Origin of the sequence: Tissierella sp. P1, assembly GCF_002266425.1 — a bacterium.
Classification (GTDB): domain Bacteria; phylum Bacillota; class Clostridia; order Tissierellales; family Tissierellaceae; genus Tissierella; species Tissierella carlieri.
Genome location: NZ_NPMN01000031.1, coordinates 1 through 18,316, shown reverse-complemented (window position 1 = coordinate 18,316; position 18,316 = coordinate 1). Strand labels below are relative to the sequence as shown.

The 18,316-nt window shown below is 31.1% G+C and carries 18 protein-coding genes and 2 pseudogenes; 11 read left to right on the top strand and 9 right to left on the bottom strand.

All coding sequences use genetic code 11. The features are described from left to right. Nucleotides 1-288, bottom strand: coding sequence for a hypothetical protein (locus tag CIW83_RS23965; RefSeq protein WP_235601403.1), 288 nt, complete (start codon nucleotides 286-288; stop codon nucleotides 1-3). A gap of 420 nt (nucleotides 289-708) precedes the next feature. Between CIW83_RS23965 and CIW83_RS17885 the strand changes: the two genes are divergently transcribed. The 4 genes from CIW83_RS17885 to CIW83_RS17870 all read left to right on the top strand — a co-directional run bounded on the left by CIW83_RS17885 (nucleotide 709) and on the right by CIW83_RS17870 (nucleotide 4,069). Next, nucleotides 709-1,575 carry a DMT family transporter gene (locus CIW83_RS17885; RefSeq protein WP_094903747.1) on the top strand — a complete coding sequence of 289 codons (867 nt, stop codon included), beginning with the start codon at nucleotides 709-711 and terminating at the stop codon, nucleotides 1,573-1,575. 244 nt (nucleotides 1,576-1,819) lie between these two features. Further along, nucleotides 1,820-2,614 (top strand): transporter substrate-binding domain-containing protein, encoded by a 795-nt coding sequence (locus tag CIW83_RS17880; RefSeq protein ID WP_094903745.1) that lies wholly within the window; start codon nucleotides 1,820-1,822, stop codon nucleotides 2,612-2,614. An 83-nt stretch (nucleotides 2,615-2,697) separates the two neighbouring features. Then, a complete protein-coding gene (locus CIW83_RS17875; RefSeq protein WP_094903743.1) occupies nucleotides 2,698-3,369 on the top strand; it encodes an amino acid ABC transporter permease in 672 nt (223 codons plus the stop codon). Then, complete coding sequence (locus CIW83_RS17870) at nucleotides 3,344-4,069, top strand: amino acid ABC transporter ATP-binding protein (RefSeq protein WP_094903741.1); 726 nt, start codon at nucleotides 3,344-3,346, stop codon at nucleotides 4,067-4,069. Before CIW83_RS17875 ends, CIW83_RS17870 begins: the two co-directional genes overlap by 26 nt. A gap of 59 nt (nucleotides 4,070-4,128) precedes the next feature. Here CIW83_RS17870 and CIW83_RS25000 read toward each other — a convergent pair. From CIW83_RS25000 to CIW83_RS17855, 3 genes and pseudogenes are all read right to left on the bottom strand, one after another. Continuing rightward, nucleotides 4,129-4,721, bottom strand: a pseudogene (locus CIW83_RS25000) (nitroreductase family protein). A 21-nt stretch (nucleotides 4,722-4,742) separates the two neighbouring features. Further along, a complete protein-coding gene (locus CIW83_RS17860; RefSeq protein WP_094903739.1) occupies nucleotides 4,743-5,444 on the bottom strand; it encodes a pirin family protein in 702 nt (233 codons plus the stop codon). A gap of 288 nt (nucleotides 5,445-5,732) precedes the next feature. Further along, complete coding sequence (locus CIW83_RS17855; protein WP_094903738.1) at nucleotides 5,733-6,041, bottom strand: helix-turn-helix domain-containing protein; 309 nt, start codon at nucleotides 6,039-6,041, stop codon at nucleotides 5,733-5,735. A gap of 189 nt (nucleotides 6,042-6,230) precedes the next feature. On the opposite strand from CIW83_RS17855, the gene CIW83_RS17850 reads away from it, so the two are divergent. The 7 genes from CIW83_RS17850 (at nucleotide 6,231) to CIW83_RS17820 (ending at nucleotide 13,162) form a co-directional block, all read left to right on the top strand. After that, a complete protein-coding gene (locus CIW83_RS17850; RefSeq protein ID WP_094903736.1) occupies nucleotides 6,231-6,800 on the top strand; it encodes a PAS domain S-box protein in 570 nt (189 codons plus the stop codon). A gap of 19 nt (nucleotides 6,801-6,819) precedes the next feature. Continuing rightward, a complete protein-coding gene (locus CIW83_RS17845) occupies nucleotides 6,820-7,692 on the top strand; it encodes a sigma-54-dependent Fis family transcriptional regulator (RefSeq protein WP_094903734.1) in 873 nt (290 codons plus the stop codon). A gap of 203 nt (nucleotides 7,693-7,895) precedes the next feature. Continuing rightward, on the top strand, nucleotides 7,896-8,855 hold the full coding sequence (gene speB / locus CIW83_RS17840; RefSeq protein ID WP_094903732.1) for an agmatinase: 960 nt from the start codon (nucleotides 7,896-7,898) through the stop codon (nucleotides 8,853-8,855). Nucleotides 8,856-8,892: 37 nt separating this feature from the next. Continuing rightward, nucleotides 8,893-10,359, top strand: coding sequence for a YjiH family protein (locus CIW83_RS17835; RefSeq protein ID WP_094903730.1), 1,467 nt, complete (start codon nucleotides 8,893-8,895; stop codon nucleotides 10,357-10,359). A 323-nt stretch (nucleotides 10,360-10,682) separates the two neighbouring features. Further along, nucleotides 10,683-11,648 carry a carbohydrate kinase family protein gene (locus CIW83_RS17830; protein WP_094903728.1) on the top strand — a complete coding sequence of 322 codons (966 nt, stop codon included), beginning with the start codon at nucleotides 10,683-10,685 and terminating at the stop codon, nucleotides 11,646-11,648. Then, complete coding sequence (locus CIW83_RS17825; protein WP_304440626.1) at nucleotides 11,614-12,534, top strand: pseudouridine-5'-phosphate glycosidase; 921 nt, start codon at nucleotides 11,614-11,616, stop codon at nucleotides 12,532-12,534. Before CIW83_RS17830 ends, CIW83_RS17825 begins: the two co-directional genes overlap by 35 nt. 157 nt (nucleotides 12,535-12,691) lie before the next feature. Next, nucleotides 12,692-13,162, top strand: coding sequence for a YbaK/EbsC family protein (locus CIW83_RS17820; RefSeq protein ID WP_094903724.1), 471 nt, complete (start codon nucleotides 12,692-12,694; stop codon nucleotides 13,160-13,162). Between the two features lie 56 nt (nucleotides 13,163-13,218). Here CIW83_RS17820 and CIW83_RS17815 read toward each other — a convergent pair whose 3' ends face one another. The 5 genes and pseudogenes from CIW83_RS17815 to CIW83_RS17795 all read right to left on the bottom strand — a co-directional run. After that, the gene (locus CIW83_RS17815) at nucleotides 13,219-13,767 is read right to left on the bottom strand and encodes a hypothetical protein (protein ID WP_094903722.1); all 549 of its coding nucleotides are present in this window, start codon (nucleotides 13,765-13,767) and stop codon (nucleotides 13,219-13,221) included. 64 nt (nucleotides 13,768-13,831) lie between these two features. After that, on the bottom strand, nucleotides 13,832-15,247 hold the full coding sequence (locus tag CIW83_RS17810; protein WP_094903720.1) for a S8 family serine peptidase: 1,416 nt from the start codon (nucleotides 15,245-15,247) through the stop codon (nucleotides 13,832-13,834). A gap of 3 nt (nucleotides 15,248-15,250) precedes the next feature. After that, nucleotides 15,251-17,071: an ABC transporter ATP-binding protein gene (locus CIW83_RS17805; RefSeq protein WP_094903718.1), complete on the bottom strand. Its 1,821-nt coding sequence runs from the start codon at nucleotides 17,069-17,071 to the stop codon at nucleotides 15,251-15,253. Between the two features lie 60 nt (nucleotides 17,072-17,131). Continuing rightward, nucleotides 17,132-17,691 (bottom strand): annotated as a pseudogene (locus tag CIW83_RS17800) (ABC transporter ATP-binding protein). A gap of 125 nt (nucleotides 17,692-17,816) precedes the next feature. After that, nucleotides 17,817-18,316 (bottom strand): FtsX-like permease family protein (locus tag CIW83_RS17795; RefSeq protein ID WP_143598589.1); only part of this gene is annotated, 500 nt, incomplete at its 5' end.

Here is an 18,316-nt window from a genome sequence, read left to right as displayed (position 1 = left end):
CTACGGCTTTTCTATCCTTATCAGAATATAAAAAAACTCAGTTTGTCTTATGATGCCTGAGCCATTATCTAACTCATGAAGATAATCATAGATTCTAACCATTTGCTCTACTGTCATAGATGACATGGATTGCTGCCCATCTCTAAAGGTAGTATCAGTAATCCATATATTTTCTGGAATATCCATTGGTAATTGAATATTATTAAATTTTACTTTTGGTATTTCGGAATAAGGAAATGCTTCCTTAAAAAGATTTGGTCTTAAAGTATCGATGCCACTGTAAATCATTTTTCTTCCCCCTCATTTGTGTTATGTTCTTTTTTGCAAGTTTACTTATTTTATATTTCTTTTTTAAAAAATCAACATTTTATTTTTCTTACTACTACATCCTCTGATTTCTAATGACTTTTTTCTTTTTTGTCTAGCCTCATCTTGCTTCATCTAGTTTATTCACTGCCTTACGGCGATTATATGGTTTTTCCTTCCAATTCCTTGCTTTAATGTATTAAATAATATTTTAAACAATTCTAGCATAGTTTCAAAATAATATCAAGTGCATTTTTGCAAGTTTTTATTTTTTTCTTGCAAGATGTTAAATAATATACATTTTCAAAGAGTAGTTTTTGCTAATATCAAGTATTTGATTGATTATAATATAAAAGTTCTATATACTGAAATTATGATGAATTACATAATGGGGGATTGATTATGAGTATCAAATCTAAAGGTATATTAGCAGTTATTATTTCTGCAACTATTTTTGGAAGTATGCCTCTAATGGCTAAAATTGTTTATGAATCAGGTGGTAATGCAATAAGTCTGACATTTTATAGGTTTTCATTGATACTTCCTTTTTTATACTTGTTAATTAAGAGAAATGATAAGGAAACTTTAAAAATTACAAAAGAAGAGTTTAAAAAAATAGTCTTTGTAGGTACATTAGGATATGGAGCAACAGCATTATTATTATATTTATCCTATAACTACATCCCTTCTGGCATGGCAACAACAATCCATTTTATATATCCTGTATTTGTAATACTTGGCTGTATATTATTTTTTAAAGAAAAGCCAAGTATCATAAAAATAATTGCAGTTATACTTTGTTTGCTGGGAGTCCTGATGTTCTATGATGGTAATGGAAATATTAATTTCGCTGGAATATTCCTTGCTTTTGCATCAAGTATTACTTTTGCCTTTTATACTATCTACTTAGATAAAAGTGGTCTAAAGCAAATGAACACAATGAAATTAACTTTTTATCTATGTTTAATTGCATCTATTATGATGCTAATCTTTAGTATAATAACTAGAACATTTACAATAAATATGAAACCCTTAGGATGGCTGATGGCGCTATTCTTATCTTTATCAGTAGGATTAGGCGTAAATTTTTTTCAAATTGGAATCAAAATAGTTGGTCCTCAAAATACATCTATTTTAAGTACTTTTGAACCTATTACCAGTGTTATTATAGGAATATTAATATTAAATGAAAGTTTTGGACTAAAGACTATCTTTGGAATTGGATTAATACTATTAGCAGTTATAATGATTTCTATTTTTGATAAGTAAAAATTTCCTGATTTAAAAAAGATGCAAGAAGTTTTTTAAAAAACTTCTTGCATCTTTATATTTTCTGTAATATAATGGTTTTTAAAATTTATTATACTATGCAAAGGAGGCCTTAATCTTGAAAAGTCCAGACACCTACGAGAGCACTTGGAATTCTATTACAATTAAGCTTGGAAAGAATTCCGAAGACACCAGACATTCCTCAAAATTATAACTATAATATATAATTTTGGGAGGAATAAAAATGTATAAAAAAATAATTATTGGTATTCTTGTTATAAGTATGATGATTGGAATGGTAGGATGCAATAAGTCATCTGGAAGTAAGCTTACTGAAATAAAAGAAAAAGGCAAGATAGTTCTAGGTACATCAGCAGATTATCCACCTTATGAATTTCATAAGTTAATTAATGGTAAAGATGAAATAGTAGGATTTGATATTGAAATTGCTAAACAGATAGCAGCCGATATCGGAGTAGAACTTGAAATTGTCGATATGAAATTTGATGGTTTATTAGCAGCACTAGTTACTGATGATATTGATTTTATAGTGGCTGGTATGGTACCAAAACCAGAGAGAGCTAAAGTTGTAGATTTTTCTATACCATATTATGCAGGTAAACAGAGAATGATCGTAAGAAAAGAAGATGCTGCTAAATTAAAAGGACCAGAGGACTTTAAAGGTCTTAAAATAGGGGTACAAAAATCAACAACCCAAGAGGAAATTGCAATAGAGAAATTTACTGATGCTGAAGTAATAGGATTAAGTAAAATTACTGATTTAGTACTTGAACTTAATAATAATAAAATAGATGGTATAATACTGGCTGAGCCAGTAGCTGAAGCTTATATAGCTCAAAACCCAAACTTATATATGCCTGAAGTTATTTTAGGTGAAGAATCTGGTGTATCAGTGGCAATCAATAAAGGTAAATCAGATTTGTTGGAATCTATTAATGGAACACTGGACAAGCTAATAAAAGATGGCTCAATAGATAAGCTAATTCAGGAAGCAACCGAATTAGCAGATCAAGATTAATATAAAATATAATTGGCAAAAGGAAACAGATATTTCCTTTTGCCCATATCTTTTATATAGCTTAGATTTTAGGAGGTGTATCCATGGATATAGAATTTTTTGTTGAATATTATAGTTATTTTTTAAAGGGTACTGGCACAACCCTTCTTATTTCATTATTTGGTGTAATCTTTGGGAGCTTAGTAGGAATATTATTAGCTTTGATGAAACTTTCAAACAATAAGTTTTTAAAAGGGATTGCTGCATCCTATATAGAAATTGTGAGAGGAACTCCTTTAATACTACAAATATTTTTAGTATATCACGGACTTCCAAAATTAATCCCTCTACCATCTTCTAGAATATTTCTTGGGACCATAGCTGTATTTTTAAATAGTGCAGCCTATGTAGCAGAAATAATAAGAGCAGGGATTCAATCTATAGACAAGGGTCAGATGGAGGCATCAAGGTCTTTAGGTATGCCTCAAAGTATGGCAATGAAATATATAATTATTCCACAAGCTTTTAAGAATATATTGCCAGCATTAGGTAACGAATTTATTGTTCTGATAAAAGAGTCTGCAATAATATCTGTTATTGGAGTACAAGATCTAATGTATAATGCTGATACTTTAAGAGGTATAACTTATAGGCCTTTTGCTCCTTTAATATTTGCAGGTATTATTTATTTTATTATTACATTCTCACTTTCAAAACTATTAGGCATTTTGGAAAGGAGGTTAGGTGCTAGTGATAAAAGTAAAGAATCTCTATAAAAAATTTGGTAATTTAGATGTATTAAAAGGAATTGATGAAGATATAAAAAAAGGTGAGGTAGTTGTAATAATAGGTCCTAGTGGATCTGGAAAGAGCACTTTTCTAAGATGTCTAAACCTATTGGAAAATCCAAGTAGTGGAGATATAATGTTCGAGGGTAAATCCATTACTGATAAAAATACAGATATAAACAAGGTAAGGGAAAAAATGGGTATGGTCTTCCAGCAATTTAACCTATTTCCTCATCTTACAGTCTTAGAAAATATAACCATAGCACCTATAAAGGTTAAAAACATTACTAGTGAAGAAGCTGAAAAAATTGCCATGAGCTTGCTTAAACGAATTGGTTTAGAGGATAAGGCATATAATTACCCAAATCAATTATCTGGAGGACAAAAACAAAGAATAGCCATTATAAGAGCATTGGCAATGTCACCTGATCTCATGCTTTTTGATGAACCTACTTCTGCTCTAGATCCGGAAATGGTTGGAGAGGTATTGGATGTAATGCAGTCCTTAGCGAAGGACGGGATGACTATGATAGTAGTTACTCATGAAATGGGATTTGCTAAGGAAGTGGGAGATAGGGTTATCTTTATGGATGATGGAAGAATTGTAGAAACAGGTACTCCTGATAAAATATTTAATAATCCAGAACATCCGAGAACTCAAGACTTTTTAAGAAAGGTTATACGATAAAATAATACTCCTTTCTAGTTTAATCTTATTTGATTATTCCTAGAAAGGAGTATTTATTATTATTTAAATATCTTAATTCTTTCCTCTAAAGAGTTATATTCTTTTTCTCCTGGTTCAGTAGTTGGTTTTCCAAATGGCATCTGAGCAATTAATTTCCAGCTGCTAGGTATATTCCACTCTTTTTTCACATCTTCTTCAATAAGTTCATTATAATGTTGCAATGATGCTCCATATCCTTCTATTTCTAATGATGTCCATATTACAAATTGATGCATTCCACTTGATTGCTGTGACCAGATAGGGAAATTATCTTTATAAGTTGGAAATTCTCTTTGCAAATATTCTACTATGTTAGTATCTTCAAAGAATAAAATTGTACCATATCCAGCGCTAAATGAGTTAATCTTTTCTTCTGTAGAAGAAATTTATCAGCTGCTACTCTCTCTCTCAATGCTTCTTTAGTTATATTCCATAATCTAGTGTGATGTTTATCTAATAGCAACACTACTCTCGCAGTTTGTGAGTTAAAAGCTGATGGTGTATGTTTTACTGCATGTTCTATAATTTCTTGAACCTTTTCGTCAGATACTACTTTATCCTTACTAATCCCATAATATGTTCTTCTTTTTTCTACCGCTTGATTAAAATTCATAGTCATTTTCTATTCCTCCATTTAATTTCCTTTTTTCATTTCTATTACCAAAACATGAGATGTTTCTCTTGCTTTTATTAGTATATCTTCTTCTACTACTTCCAATGCATCTCTATCCTTTAATTCAATTTCATTTATCTCTGAAATCCCTTCTATCTGTACTAAATATGCCTGTCTTCCTTCTCTAACTTTAAAATCTATTTCTTTATTTTTTTCTAATTCTAGTACGTGTATATTTGCATCTTGATATATTTTTATAGGTGCATTTCCTTCAGTACTTGATACTATTTGAAGCCATTTATTCCTTCTATCTTCCCATTGAAACCTATAATCACCATAGTTTGGCGTAAGTCCTTTTTCATTTGGAATTATCCATATTTGTAAAAACCTTGAAGTATTTTCTCCTAAATTATGTTCACTATGATAGATTCCCGTCCCTGCACTCATATATTGTACATGTCCTCTTGTGATAGTATTTTTATTCCCCATACTATCTCCATGTGTAAGCTCTCCATCTACTACATAGGATACTATCTCCATATCTTTATGAGGATGCATTTCAAATCCGGTATTAGTTTTAACCAAATCATCATTTAATACTCTTAACACTCCAAAGTTCATATTATCCTTATTGTAATAGTTTGAAAAAGAAAAATGAAAAATACTTTTTAGCCAGCCTAAATCAGATCTACCCATGTTTTTATTATCTAGCTTTCTTAACATAATCTTCTCTCCTTTATTTAGTTATTTTTTATTATTTTATTTTTATTTATTACTTAGTTACTTTTAGTTACTTAGTTTAGTTATATTATTACATAAGATAATTTATATGTCAAGCAGAATTTAAAAATATTTTAAATAAAAAATACTTCCATTGAATTATCAATTTAGGAAGCATCTTTCTAAATCCATTCTATTGAAAGTTACAATTAAAATGAGATAAAACTTTCCTGTGGGTTATAAAAAAATCCTCTAATTAAAATAGAGGATTTTTGATAGTTCATTTAGTTATTAGCCCCACTTTTCAGCCCACTTTTGTATTTCATCCATGGCTGTGCTAAGTTCCTTTCCTTTGTCTGTAAGCTCGTATTCAATTCTTACAGGGGTTTCTGGATATACCTTTCGTATAACTATGCCTTCTTGCTCTAGTTCTTTAAATCTTTCTGTGAGCATTCGTGCGCTCATATTAGGTATTGCTGCTGATATATCAGTAAAACGTTTTTGTCCATTTAATAATGTTCTTATAATTAGTCCAGTCCATCTTTTTCCTAACAATTCAAATGCATCTTCAAATTTTGGACATAAATGATATTTTTCCATTTTCATTCACCACCTATTAATATTATACCATAGTTAGTATAATAAAGTAAGTATATTATTATACTATACCGAATTAATAGTATATAATCTATTTTGTTAAATAAAATAAATTCAAATGATATAATATAAGTATTAGAAAATAGAAATGAAAACTTAGAAAGATTTTTAACTTTTGTGGAGGATATAATTATGAATGAAAATAACTTTACAGATATTTTTCCTATTACCGTAAAACATAATAGAATAAAAGACTGCGAAAATGCTTATGAGGATTTAATGGAAGAATTTAATGCTATTCTCGACGCCTCAAACGATGGAATACATATTACTGATGGAAAAGGGGTAACTTTAAGATTTAATAAATCATGTGAAAGAATTGATGGTGTAAAGGCTGATTATGTAATAGGAAAACATATGGAAGAATTAGTAGCAGAAGGTATATATTCAGAGTCCGTTGCTTTAGCTGTAATTAAAGAAAAAAAACAAATTTCCATGCTCCAACAAGTAAATGGTAAAGAAGTTATAGGAACTGGAACTCCAATATTTAAAAATGGAGAATTATATAGAATTGTCATCAATTCTAGAGATATAACTGAATTAAGGGATTTGAAAAGAGGTCTCGAAGAAGCTAAATTAATCAACAAAAAATATCAACAAGAATTGGATATTATCAGCTCTAAGGATAAAGCAAAGAATAGCAATATCATCTATAATAGTGACAAGATGGATAAAATAATAGATCTAGCTTCGGGTTGCTAAAGTTGATTCAACAGTTCTTATTGAAGGTGAGTCTGGTGTTGGTAAGGGAGTTTTAAGTTACTTCTTACACAACAACAGTCTTAGATATAATAAGCCTTTTATTAAAATTAATTGTGGTGCAATACCCGAGAATCTTTTAGAATCAGAATTATTTGGTTATGAAAAAGGCTCTTTCACTGGTGCAAATAAAGATGGAAAAGTGGGATTAATTCAATTAGCAGATAAAGGAACTTTATTTCTTGATGAGATAGGAGAATTACCACTTAACTTACAAGTAAAATTATTAAATGTAATACAAAATAAAGAATTAACTAAGGTTGGAGGCACAACTACTATTCCTATTGATATTAGAATTATTGCAGCTACTAATAGAAATCTACAAGATATGGTAAAAAATAAAGCTTTTAGAGAAGATTTGTATTATAGACTCAAGGTTGTTCCCATAACAATTCCTCCACTAAGAGAGCGAAAAGAGGATATACCCCCTCTCATTTTAAATTTCTTAAATAGGTTTAATGAAAAATATAATTATAATAAAAAGATAAGTCCAGAAGCTATGAAAATATTGTTGAGTTATAATTGGTCTGGAAATATTCGAGAAATTGAAAACCTTATTGAAAGACTAGTGGTCACAACTAATGATGATATTATTAATAGACAGGATATCATTGATTGCCAATTAGTTTCTATAGGAGATTATTCAAACTTTGATATAAATAAAATCAGCAGCTATAAAAATATTATTGCAGAATATGAAAGAAAACTACTCCTAGATATAATGTCTCAATGCAAAAGCACCTATGAAATGGGTGAAATACTAGACTTAGATAGGAGTACCATAAGAAAGAAATTCAAAAGGCTAAATATCAAACTAGAATTTAAGGAGGACTGATTTCCCACGAGGAAATTATTCCTCCTTAAATTATTGGTATTGACTGGCTCTTATTTTATAATCATTTAAGCATCTTGCGGAGGAAATTATTCCTCCTGTTTTCAGTTTTCTTGTTGTAAACCCTTGATTTATCAGGTTGTTTTTTTGGCATAGGACTTGCTATATAGTATATCGAAAAATAAAATTTATTTGGAGGTATAAAAATGGAAAATATTAATGCAAACCAACCAGCAAGTGCTTCATCCTCACCAAGATTTGTTAATATGGGTACATTTATGAGGATGCCAAGAATTGATAAATTAGAAGGTTTAGACTTTGCTATTGTGGGCATTCCTTTTGACACAGCAAGTTCCTTTAGAACAGGTGCAAGATTTGGTCCTAATGGAATCAGAAACATTTCTGTAATGATGAAGCCTAATAATGTAATAATGGAAATCAATATCTTAGATGAGCTAAAGGGCGGAGACTATGGGGACATAAATATAGTCCCAGGCTATATACTACCTAGCTATGAAAAAATCGAAGAGGAAATGACTAAAATCGTCAATGCAGATGTTACACCAATAGCTTTAGGAGGAGATCACTCAATAACCCTTGCTGAATTAAGAGCAATTGCCAAAAAACATGGTCCAGTAGCATTGGTTCATTTTGATTCCCATGCGGATATTAATGAAGAAGTATTTGGTGAAAAATACAATCATGGAACTCCTTTTAGAAGAGCTATTGAAGAAGGCTTAATAGATCCTTCACATTCTATCCAAATTGGTATGAGGGGCTCCTTATATGACCCTAATGAACATAAAATGGCTGCTGAACTAGGTCTAAAGCTAATCCCAGCTCACAAAATCAGAGAAATGGGCTTTGAAGAGCTATTAAAACAAATTAAAGAAAGGGTAGGAGATAAAAAAGCTTTTCTTACCTTTGATATTGATTTTGTAGACCCAGCCTATGCTCCTGGTACAGGAACACCAGAAGTAGCAGGATTCACTTCCCTTGAAACTTTAAATTTAATTAGAGGAATTAAGGAATTAAACTTTGTAGGTTTTGATATTGTTGAAGTTGCACCACCATATGATTTTGGAGAGATTACATCATATATGGCTGCTAATATTGCTTTTGAGTTTTTATCAATCCTTGCTCTAAAGAAAAAAAATAGTAGATAATAAGATAAAAATAAACCAAAGACTGGAGGATTTATATATGTCCGATACTTTGATTAGGGGAGATAATTTAGAAGAACTAAAAAAATTAAATCTAGATTTAAATGATGTTACAGTTCTAGACTCTTTATCCTTAAACAAAAAAAGCAGCCAAATAGGTTTGATAAAATCTGTTTTTTTTACTGCAATTGCCATATTCGTATTCTTTATACCTTTAACCATAAATGGAGCGGCAGATGTTCCTTTTGGTTTTATCTACAATTTCTTTATAAAGGCTTTAGGAAATTTTGGACTATGGTTAATAACCTTAGTTATAGTATTTACTGGAGTTTTGAGCGTATATGGAAAATTTTTTGCTAAAAAAGATACTATGTTAGGTAACTATTTTGGTGAAGATTCTGTGTTTCATCCCTTCATGTTTTTACTAGGTGGTTTCTTTACCTTATTATATACTCTGGATGCAACAGTTCCTGGATTTACAGGTCCAGAATGGATAGTAGGAGCTAGCACCGGCGGAACTGTTGTCCCAGCAATAGTAATGGGTGTAGCTTGGATAATCCCAGTTGGCTGTTTCTTTATGCCTTTTCTATTAAATTATGGAGTAATAGATTTTGTCGGGTCATTGATGGAACCTCTGATGAGACCTGTTTTTAAAGTTCCTGGAAGAGCAGCAGTAAATGCTATAGCATCTTTTGTCAGTTCCTCCTCAGTAGGAGTTTTGATTACAAATAAGCTATATCATACAGGAGTCTATACAGAGAAAGAAGCTGTCCTCGTTGCCACAGGATTTAGTGCAGTAAGTGTAGGATTTGCTTATATGGTAATTAAAACGGCAGGTTTAGCTGATCATTTCTTAAAAGTGTATTTTATAGCATTATTCATCACTCTATTGATTAGTGCAATAATGGCAAGGATATCACCTTTATGTAGAAAAAAAGATATTTATTATAATGGTAAAGCTCAAACGAAAGACGATATTAAAACTCAAAAAAATAAGGGAAAAGGAATTATTAAAACAGGATTGGATAGAGCTATAAAAAAATCTTATACTGCTAATAATATTTTCAGTGAAATAAAATCTAGTTTAATTGATGGATATATTGTATTTCCTAAGGTGTTGACCTTATTAGCTTCCATGGGAATTTTAGGACTAATTGTTGCTGAATATACTCCTTTTTTTAATTGGCTCGGAGCTCTATTTGTTCCACTACTTAAGTTGTTTCAAGTACCTAATGCCGTTGAAATAGCACCTTCTCTCCCAGTAGGAATCGCTGAAATGTTTTTACCAGTATTATTAATTGCTGATAAAGTAGAGTTGTTAGATATCGGTGCTAGATATGTAGTCACAACTATTTCAATAGTCCAAATTATTTTCTTCTCTGAAACTATAGTTGTAATGATGGCAGCAAAATTGCCAGTAAAATTAAGTGAATTAATCATATGTTTCTTTGAAAGAACTATTATAGCTATACCTATAACTGCATTGTTTATGCATATATTGTTTTAAATATTAGAATAGATAAAGGTGGAGCTTATCAGTATACTCCACCTTATATTTTATACCATTTATCTAACTCTTATTTCTCTACAACAAACTCAGTTTTCATAGTAGGTGAATTTGTCATAGTGTCTTGAACTGGGCAGGTTCTATCTATAAAATCGAATTCTTCTTCTGAAGAATTGGATTTTATTTTGATTTTAGTTCTTATTTCAGAAAATCCAATTTACTTCTTTATTTTTTCTCACAAATCCATTTGTAAGCCGTTGACAATCTTAGATACTAAGTTTACTATAAAGATATATTATGGTATTCAGGAGGTAGGTAAATAGATGGAAAGACAATATGTGTCTGTTATTGGTGGTGCCAATATTGATATTATAGGTACACCCTATTATAATTTAACTCCCAATGATTCCAATCCAGGTAGAACAACATTGACATTAGGTGGAGTTGCAAGAAATATTGCTGAAAACCTTAGTAGATTAGGAGTCAATATAGAATTTATAACTGTATTAGGAAATGATAGTTATTCTCGTGAAATAGAAGATAGCTGTAAGGAACTTAATATTAGCTTAGAACATTCTCAGATTATGCCTAATGAACGAACTTCTACTTATATTTGTATTAATAATGAATTAGGTGAAATGCAAGTAGCCATTTCTGATATGGAGATTTACAAATATATAACTCCCAGTTATTTAGAAAAAAAGCTTGAAATAATCAATGGCGGAGCAGCATGTGTAGTAGACACTAACATCCCTGAAGAGTCATTGGAATATCTAATGGATAATTCTAAAGTTCCTATATTTCTTGATACCGTTTCTACTAAAAAGACTGAAAAAATCAAAGATTCTATTCGTAACGTTCATACCTTAAAACCTAATATTATAGAAGCAGAAATTCTTTCTAATATGAAAATTATCACCGCAGAAGATTTAGAAAAGGCAACTAGTATTATCCTTAAAAAAGGTATTAAAAGACTGTTTGTGTCTTTAGGTGCTAGGGGTGTATACTATACTGATGGGACTATTAAAGGAAGTATCTTACCTATACCAACTGAAATAATCAATACTACTGGAGCAGGTGATAGTTATATAGCTGCTGTTGCTTGGGCGTATTTAAAGGATTTTGATTTAGAAAAATCAGCTAAAGCCGGCCTAGCCGCATCTTATATTTGTGTAAGATCAAATCAAACAGTATCAAAAGATATATCAGCACAAAATATTGAAAATATAATGGAAAATAATTGGAGGCAATATGATGAATTTAAAAGATATTTTAGTAATAAATCCTGAAGTACAAAAGGCTATTGATGAAAATAGACCTGTAGTAGCATTAGAATCTACTATTATATCCCATGGCATGCCTTATCCTCAGAATGTAGAGACAGCTCTAACAGTTGAAAAGATAGTTAGGGAAAATGGAGCCATCCCTGCAACTATTGCTATAATAGGAGGAAAACTTACTGTAGGTATTACTCATGAGGAAATTGACCATCTTGGTAAAAAAGGACTTAACGTAACAAAAGCCAGCAGAAGGGATATTCCCATTCTTGTTTCAAGGAAAGAAGATGGTGCCACAACTGTTGCCGCTACAATGATAATCGCTTCTCTTGCCGGAATAAAAGTTTTTGCTACAGGTGGAATTGGCGGAGTTCATCGAGGTGCAGAGATAACTATGGATATTTCTGCTGACCTCGAGGAACTCTCTAATACTGAGGTAGCCGTTGTATGTGCTGGAGCAAAATCCATTTTGGACCTTGGTTTAACTATGGAATATCTAGAAACCAAAGGTGTTCCTGTTATTGGCTATCAAACAGATGATCTCCCTGCATTTTATACTAGAGAAAGTGGATTTAAAGTAAATTATAGAATGGATACTCCTGATGAAATTGCAAGAGCTTTAAAGGCAAAGGAAAATTTAAATATGAAAGGCTCTATGGTAATTGCCAACCCTATTCCTATAGAATATGCTATGGATTATTCATATATAAATAATGCTATAAATGATGCAATTGTAGAAGCAGAAAAACTTGGTATCAAAGGAAAGGAAACAACCCCTTATTTACTTGATAAAATTCAGAAACTAACAGAAGGCAAAAGTCTTACAGCAAATATTCAATTGGTATATAACAATGTAAAGCTAGGAGCGCAAATAGCATCTGAATTATGTAAATTATAGATATATGACACGAGCGGATGATTCTTCTATAGTGCAGAAGAACCATCCTTTTTTATTTGGACATATGGAGTCTTTTATTTTTACTTAAACTTGATTTTTTTTAGGATTTGCTGTATTATGGTTGAAATACTTAATAATTTAGAGGAGTAACGGAAAAATGTCTATAGAAAAAGTAAAAGAATATTTAAAGCAATTCAATAAGGATAAAGATGTTCTCGAAATGGAACAATCAACTGCTACAGTTCAATTGGCAGCAATTGCTTTGGGTACTGAAGAAGCAAGAATCGCAAAATCTCTATCCTTCTATGATGGAGATAGAGCCATGATTGTAGTAGTTGCAGGAGACGCAAAGGTTGACAACAAAAAGTTTAAAAGTGAATTTAATTTTAAGCCCAAAATGTTATCTCCAGAGGATACCGTAAGCTTTACAGGTCATGAGGTCGGAGGTGTATGCCCCTTTGCTCTGCCTGACAATGTAAAAGTATATCTAGATGATTCTATGAGAAGATTTCCTACGATGTTTCCTGCCTGTGGCAGCAGCAATTCTGCTATTGAACTTAATTTAGATGAGTTGGAAAGAATATCTAAAAGCTGTAAATGGATAGATGTTTGTAAGGACTGGGAATAAGAAATCCCCTGCAAGGACTCTTTATAAAGGATCTTTGCAGGGGATTTTGTTTATTACTATTTAGATGGGAGTATATCATATTTCTCCAATATTTTCAAGGCTTCTTCACGATCACTTACAAATGGAACAATACAATGGCCTGTATTATTGTTGAAGTGTCCACCATAGTCACCATCTTTACCTTCATACTGTTCATATAACACTATCACCATTCTATACAAAAGCGGCCTAGACACAATCTTTCCAAAATGATAGTATTTTGTGATTAGACGTCCATCAGTATCAACACCCTCTTTGTAAGTATATACTAATGGCGATTCATGATCTATACCTTTTATAAATTGTAGCCTTTCCATTTCATTAGAGGTTAATTCATATTCAGGAACAGAAATTTCACCTTGAAAAGTATTGTCTGTAAATAGATTTAATCTATATTTTCCTGAAATATAAATCTTATGTGTTTCTAGATAGGCGGGATCATCCAGTTTTATTTCCACGGCATCAGACTCCTTATTAATTGGAAATGGAATAGTATATATTAGAACAAAGGCAATAAACAAAATATAAATAGCTTTTTTGATTATTTTAGCATATAACGTTTTCATCTTCCCCCTTGTAATATGTTGTATTATATTAGTTGCCATATTCTATATTCTCGTATCTAAAATTTTATCCCATATTTATAATTTTAGCAAACAGCTTTTTAATATCTTCTTCACCGCATATATCTACTTCTTCTTTGATATTTCCAACACTAATTGATAGCTTTATCTTATTACATTCTTCCATAACTTCAATTAACATTGAATCCTCTATTTCTCTGCAAGATTCAGATTTGGGATATACTAATTCAACATCTGGTTCAAAAACATATTCTAACTGCTTCCTTCTGATAGAGTTAATTAAATCTTTAAAATAGTATATGCCATATAAAGCAGCTTCTAAATAATCTGAAATAGCAAAACAATTAAACCCATCATCTAGGAAAGCATCTCTTAATCGAGTCATGATATAGTACACAACCTCTTTATTACCTTGGAAATATATAGTAGCACAATTAGTTAATTGAGTATTAGAAGCACAAATTGGATAAGTATCATCAGCTGGCAACAACCAAAATTCAAATGGATAACATTTCATTATTGACTCAATATCACCATCCATTATACCTAAGTAAAGTACACGAATTATATTATCATTAACAGGAAGTGCATTTAAAAATCCTCTGAGCTTTTTAACATTAACCTCTTTATCGTTATGAGGGATAAATACATAATCTTCACCATCTGCTTCAAATATTATATCATTATATATATTTATAATCTCAAAGGGTAGAGCTTCTTCTAGAATTACTTTCCCATCTAGATTAATTATAATAACCTTATCAAAAAAAATTGGATGTTCACATAGAAACATATTATTAGTCACACCTAATTCATTTAATATTGTTGCTGACTTACTACTGTTATTAGATTTGATAATATTATGTATATTTGCTGTTAAGGCTGGTGCTGCATAACTGTTGGCTATTTGGGTAACATAATTCAAATTTTTGTTTATATTTATTCTATGCTTAGAGGGCATCAAAAAGCTATATCCCCATCTATCTCTAACATTATTATAAGAATTAAACAATTCACCAGCTCTAGCAGAAAAAACACCTAAATAAGCAGCTGGGAAAGAAAGACCTTTATTATTACTATGAGCTGTCACGATTATTTGATTATTATTTATAATCTTTTTAATTATATTTTTTAAACGATAATCATCAGAAAGATTTACCGTACCTCCACTTAAATGTATAATCGGAATTCTCTTATCCAAACAGTATTCAAAGGCAGCCATCAAAGCCTCAATACTTGTCTTCATTTCTAATGTACTAAATATTCTTATACTCACCAGCTCCGCTTCCGGAGCATATAAATTTATAATTTTGCACACATTAAAACCATGGTCTGTTATCTCTCGAATATCATCTGACCTATTTACCACCAAGTTCTTGTCATTTACAATCAAGTCCTCTATTATATTTAATTCATCCTTAAATTCCGATATTACACCTTCATCTATTACAGCTATTTTCATAATCTATCCCTCGGCCTTTACCATATATTTCTTTTGCTGGTATCTAAAGAGCTCAGCATATCGTTTATTATCTTTTAATAGTTTTTCTGGTTTACCATCCTCTATAATTTCACCTTTTTCCAATACTATAACCCTATCAGCCAGAGATAAATTAGAAAGTCTATGGGATGTAAATAAAGTTAATCTGCCCTTAGTCATCTCCTGTAGCTTATTAAAAATTTCATGCTCTGCCTTAGGGTCTAAATTGGAAGAAACTTCATCTAAAATAAGAATAGTATCTTTTCTATATAACACCCTAGCTAATGCTAGTTTCTGTGTTTGTCCTCCTGATAAAATCAAACCCTCTGAAGTAAAGAATTTTGATATATATGCATCTAATCCAGCATCATTTAAACTTAATATTTCCATAAAATCGGATTTATCCAACGCTTCTATTATCTCATCATCTTTATTTATTTCATTTGGATTTGTTAAATGAAAATTTTCTCTAATACTAAAAGCAAAGTTATTCATATCTTGAAAGTAAACACTGAAAGCTTTTCTTAAAGAATTAATAGAGTATAAGCTTATATTTATGCCATTAATCTTAATTATTCCGGAAGTCGGCTCATAAAATCTCAATAACAGCTTTATAAGAGTTGATTTTCCTGAACCGTTTAACCCTACAAAAGCTACATGCTCTGGAGCATCAATATAGAAGCTAATATCTTTTAGGGCATACTTTTCACTAAGTGGATATATAAAACTAACATTTTCAAAAGCAATACTCTCTACTTTATTTAACTCCAATTCACCTTCATCCTGGATTCTGTTGATGTATTTAAATAAAGACTGATAATTATTCATCCTCAGCTTATTTTCAACTATTTCCATAGTAGAGGCTATAAACCCCGATGTAGAGTACCATAGTTGTCCTAATAATCCGCTTAAAAATACATAATCTCCTATTAATAATTTTCCATCTAATATATTGAAAATAATATGTCCGCTAACGATAACCAAGACTATCTCAGGTAAAAAATCTAAGATTAGTGTTACTCTCGACCTTTCTTTTAAAATTTTCTTACGCTGAATAAATAGTCTGCCCCATAGCTTGTCATAAGAATCCTTAAGCATTTTGCTGGATTGAAAAAGTCTCATATCTTGGCTAAATCTTCTATCAAAAGCAATATTTTGAATATAAGATAGCTTTCTCCTATTTGCTATTTGGTCTAAACTTAAGTCGTAAAGAGATTCCGTATAATATTTTAGGGCTGCTCCAGATGGTATCGCAACTGCTATCATTAATAGGGAATAAAATATATTTTCTTTTGAGAGAATTATAAAAGCTATTAAAAATGATATAGCAGCAGATATAGCTGAAATACTTGACCCTAAGGCTTGAATAAGAATTGATCCATCCCTCATAGCTGATGTAATCTTATCTTGATAATTGGGGTCATCAAAATAAGCCAAATCTACATCAAAAGAAAAATCCATCATATTTCTTACCATCCACTGATCTAATTCCTCTGAATGAACCATTCTAGTATATATTTGAACCTTTATCATAATTACTTTTACCAATGCTATCAATGCCATCAAAATCAAAAGATTATATATGTATCTGCTATGATAGCCCCCTGTATATCCAGATATATAATTGATTATCTGTTTTGAAACAAAAGCACCTACTATATTTAATATAGGATTAAATAGTTCCGAGAATACTCTCAACAATGTATATATCGGGGAGACTTTCCAAGAAAGACTGATGCACCAAGAGAATACCTGTACAAAATCCTTTATATTATCTTTATATTTATTCCGAAAATCTTTAAACATAATAAAACCTCGCTTATTATATTAGGAGAAAGACTTGCATAGATACTCTCTCCCAAATCTTTATTTTATCATCTCAATAGTTCCATCCTTAATTCTCCATACATGATCCGATTCTTCTGCGATTTCCATATCATGAGTTACTATGATTACACAAAAATCCTGTTGATGAGCTAGTTGTTTCAATATATCGATGATTTTATCACTATTTTCATCATCTAAATTTCCCGTAGGTTCATCAGCAAGTATTACCTTTGCCCCTGTGGCTAATGTCCTTCCTATGGCTACTCTTTGCTGTTCTCCTCCTGATAGATTGGAAGGGTAGCGAGATAGCTTATCTCCATCTATACCCAAGGAATCCAACACCGTTTTTCCTTTTTCTCTTGCCTCTTCTTTAGGTACTCCCTTATATTCCATAGGAAAACTTACATTTTCCAAAGCAGTAAGCAACGGGAATAACTGAAATGCTTGAAATATCATTGAAACATTATCTCTCCTGTATTCATCTAAGTCCATGTCTTTTAAATCACTGCCATTTATGGAGATTTTTCCTTGGGTAGGTTCATCAAGTCCTGCATGATAGAGAGTAAAGTGGTTTTTCCACTACCAGAAGGTCCTACTATTGCATTTAATTTTCCTCCTTCAAATGTACAATTAATATCCCTTAGTACATCTTTATCTGCACTTTTATATCTATAAAAAAATATTTTCCAGTTCTAACCTTGCCATATTGATTTCCCCCTTCTATCTATTCTTTTACCTGAAGCATTTCCAGCGGCTTTTTATTGGTTACCTTTCCTATACCCAGTATCAGTCCTGCTGTAGTACCTAGCATATATCCCCCTATTACCATTATATATTTCATTAAATCTATCGGATAAGATTTTATGGATATAGCAAATACTGTTATACACGCTATGACTGTTCCTATTAATACCAGTATAAGATTTTCTCTAAATAGACTCCATCTCACTTCTTTTTCCTTTACACCTAATATCCGTAAAATCGCTGCATCCGTCGAGCGACGAAGTACCATTATAAAGACTAATATACCTGCTATTACAATTGATAAGGTAAATGTTACTGGGTACAGAACTTCTAATAAGGATGTATTCTTTTCTAATGGTCCTACTACATTTACAACTTCTCCATCCCATAGTTTTAACTCAGTTGGAATTTCATTAGATGAATTGTCGGAAACTATTTTCTTTATCTCTTCCTTTCTTGCCATAATCTCTTTGTTTTTCT

Bases quoted from the DNA above. Each gene is read 5' to 3' on its own strand.
- CIW83_RS23965 (WP_235601403.1), bottom strand. From the start codon at position 288: ATGATTTACAGTGGCATCGATACTTTAAGACCAAATCTTTTTAAGGAA.
- CIW83_RS17885 (WP_094903747.1), top strand. From the start codon at position 709: ATGAGTATCAAATCTAAAGGTATATTAGCAGTTATTATTTCTGCAACT.
- CIW83_RS17880 (WP_094903745.1), top strand. From the start codon at position 1,820: ATGTATAAAAAAATAATTATTGGTATTCTTGTTATAAGTATGATGATT.
- CIW83_RS17875 (WP_094903743.1), top strand. From the start codon at position 2,698: ATGGATATAGAATTTTTTGTTGAATATTATAGTTATTTTTTAAAGGGT.
- CIW83_RS17860 (WP_094903739.1), bottom strand. From the start codon at position 5,444: ATGTTAAGAAAGCTAGATAATAAAAACATGGGTAGATCTGATTTAGGC.
- CIW83_RS17855 (WP_094903738.1), bottom strand. From the start codon at position 6,041: ATGGAAAAATATCATTTATGTCCAAAATTTGAAGATGCATTTGAATTG.
- CIW83_RS17850 (WP_094903736.1), top strand. From the start codon at position 6,231: ATGAATGAAAATAACTTTACAGATATTTTTCCTATTACCGTAAAACAT.
- speB (WP_094903732.1), top strand. From the start codon at position 7,896: ATGGAAAATATTAATGCAAACCAACCAGCAAGTGCTTCATCCTCACCA.
- CIW83_RS17835 (WP_094903730.1), top strand. From the start codon at position 8,893: ATGTCCGATACTTTGATTAGGGGAGATAATTTAGAAGAACTAAAAAAA.
- CIW83_RS17830 (WP_094903728.1), top strand. From the start codon at position 10,683: ATGGAAAGACAATATGTGTCTGTTATTGGTGGTGCCAATATTGATATT.
- CIW83_RS17825 (WP_304440626.1), top strand. From the start codon at position 11,614: ATGAATTTAAAAGATATTTTAGTAATAAATCCTGAAGTACAAAAGGCT.
- CIW83_RS17820 (WP_094903724.1), top strand. From the start codon at position 12,692: ATGTCTATAGAAAAAGTAAAAGAATATTTAAAGCAATTCAATAAGGAT.
- CIW83_RS17815 (WP_094903722.1), bottom strand. From the start codon at position 13,767: ATGAAAACGTTATATGCTAAAATAATCAAAAAAGCTATTTATATTTTG.
- CIW83_RS17810 (WP_094903720.1), bottom strand. From the start codon at position 15,247: ATGAAAATAGCTGTAATAGATGAAGGTGTAATATCGGAATTTAAGGAT.
- CIW83_RS17805 (WP_094903718.1), bottom strand. From the start codon at position 17,071: ATGTTTAAAGATTTTCGGAATAAATATAAAGATAATATAAAGGATTTT.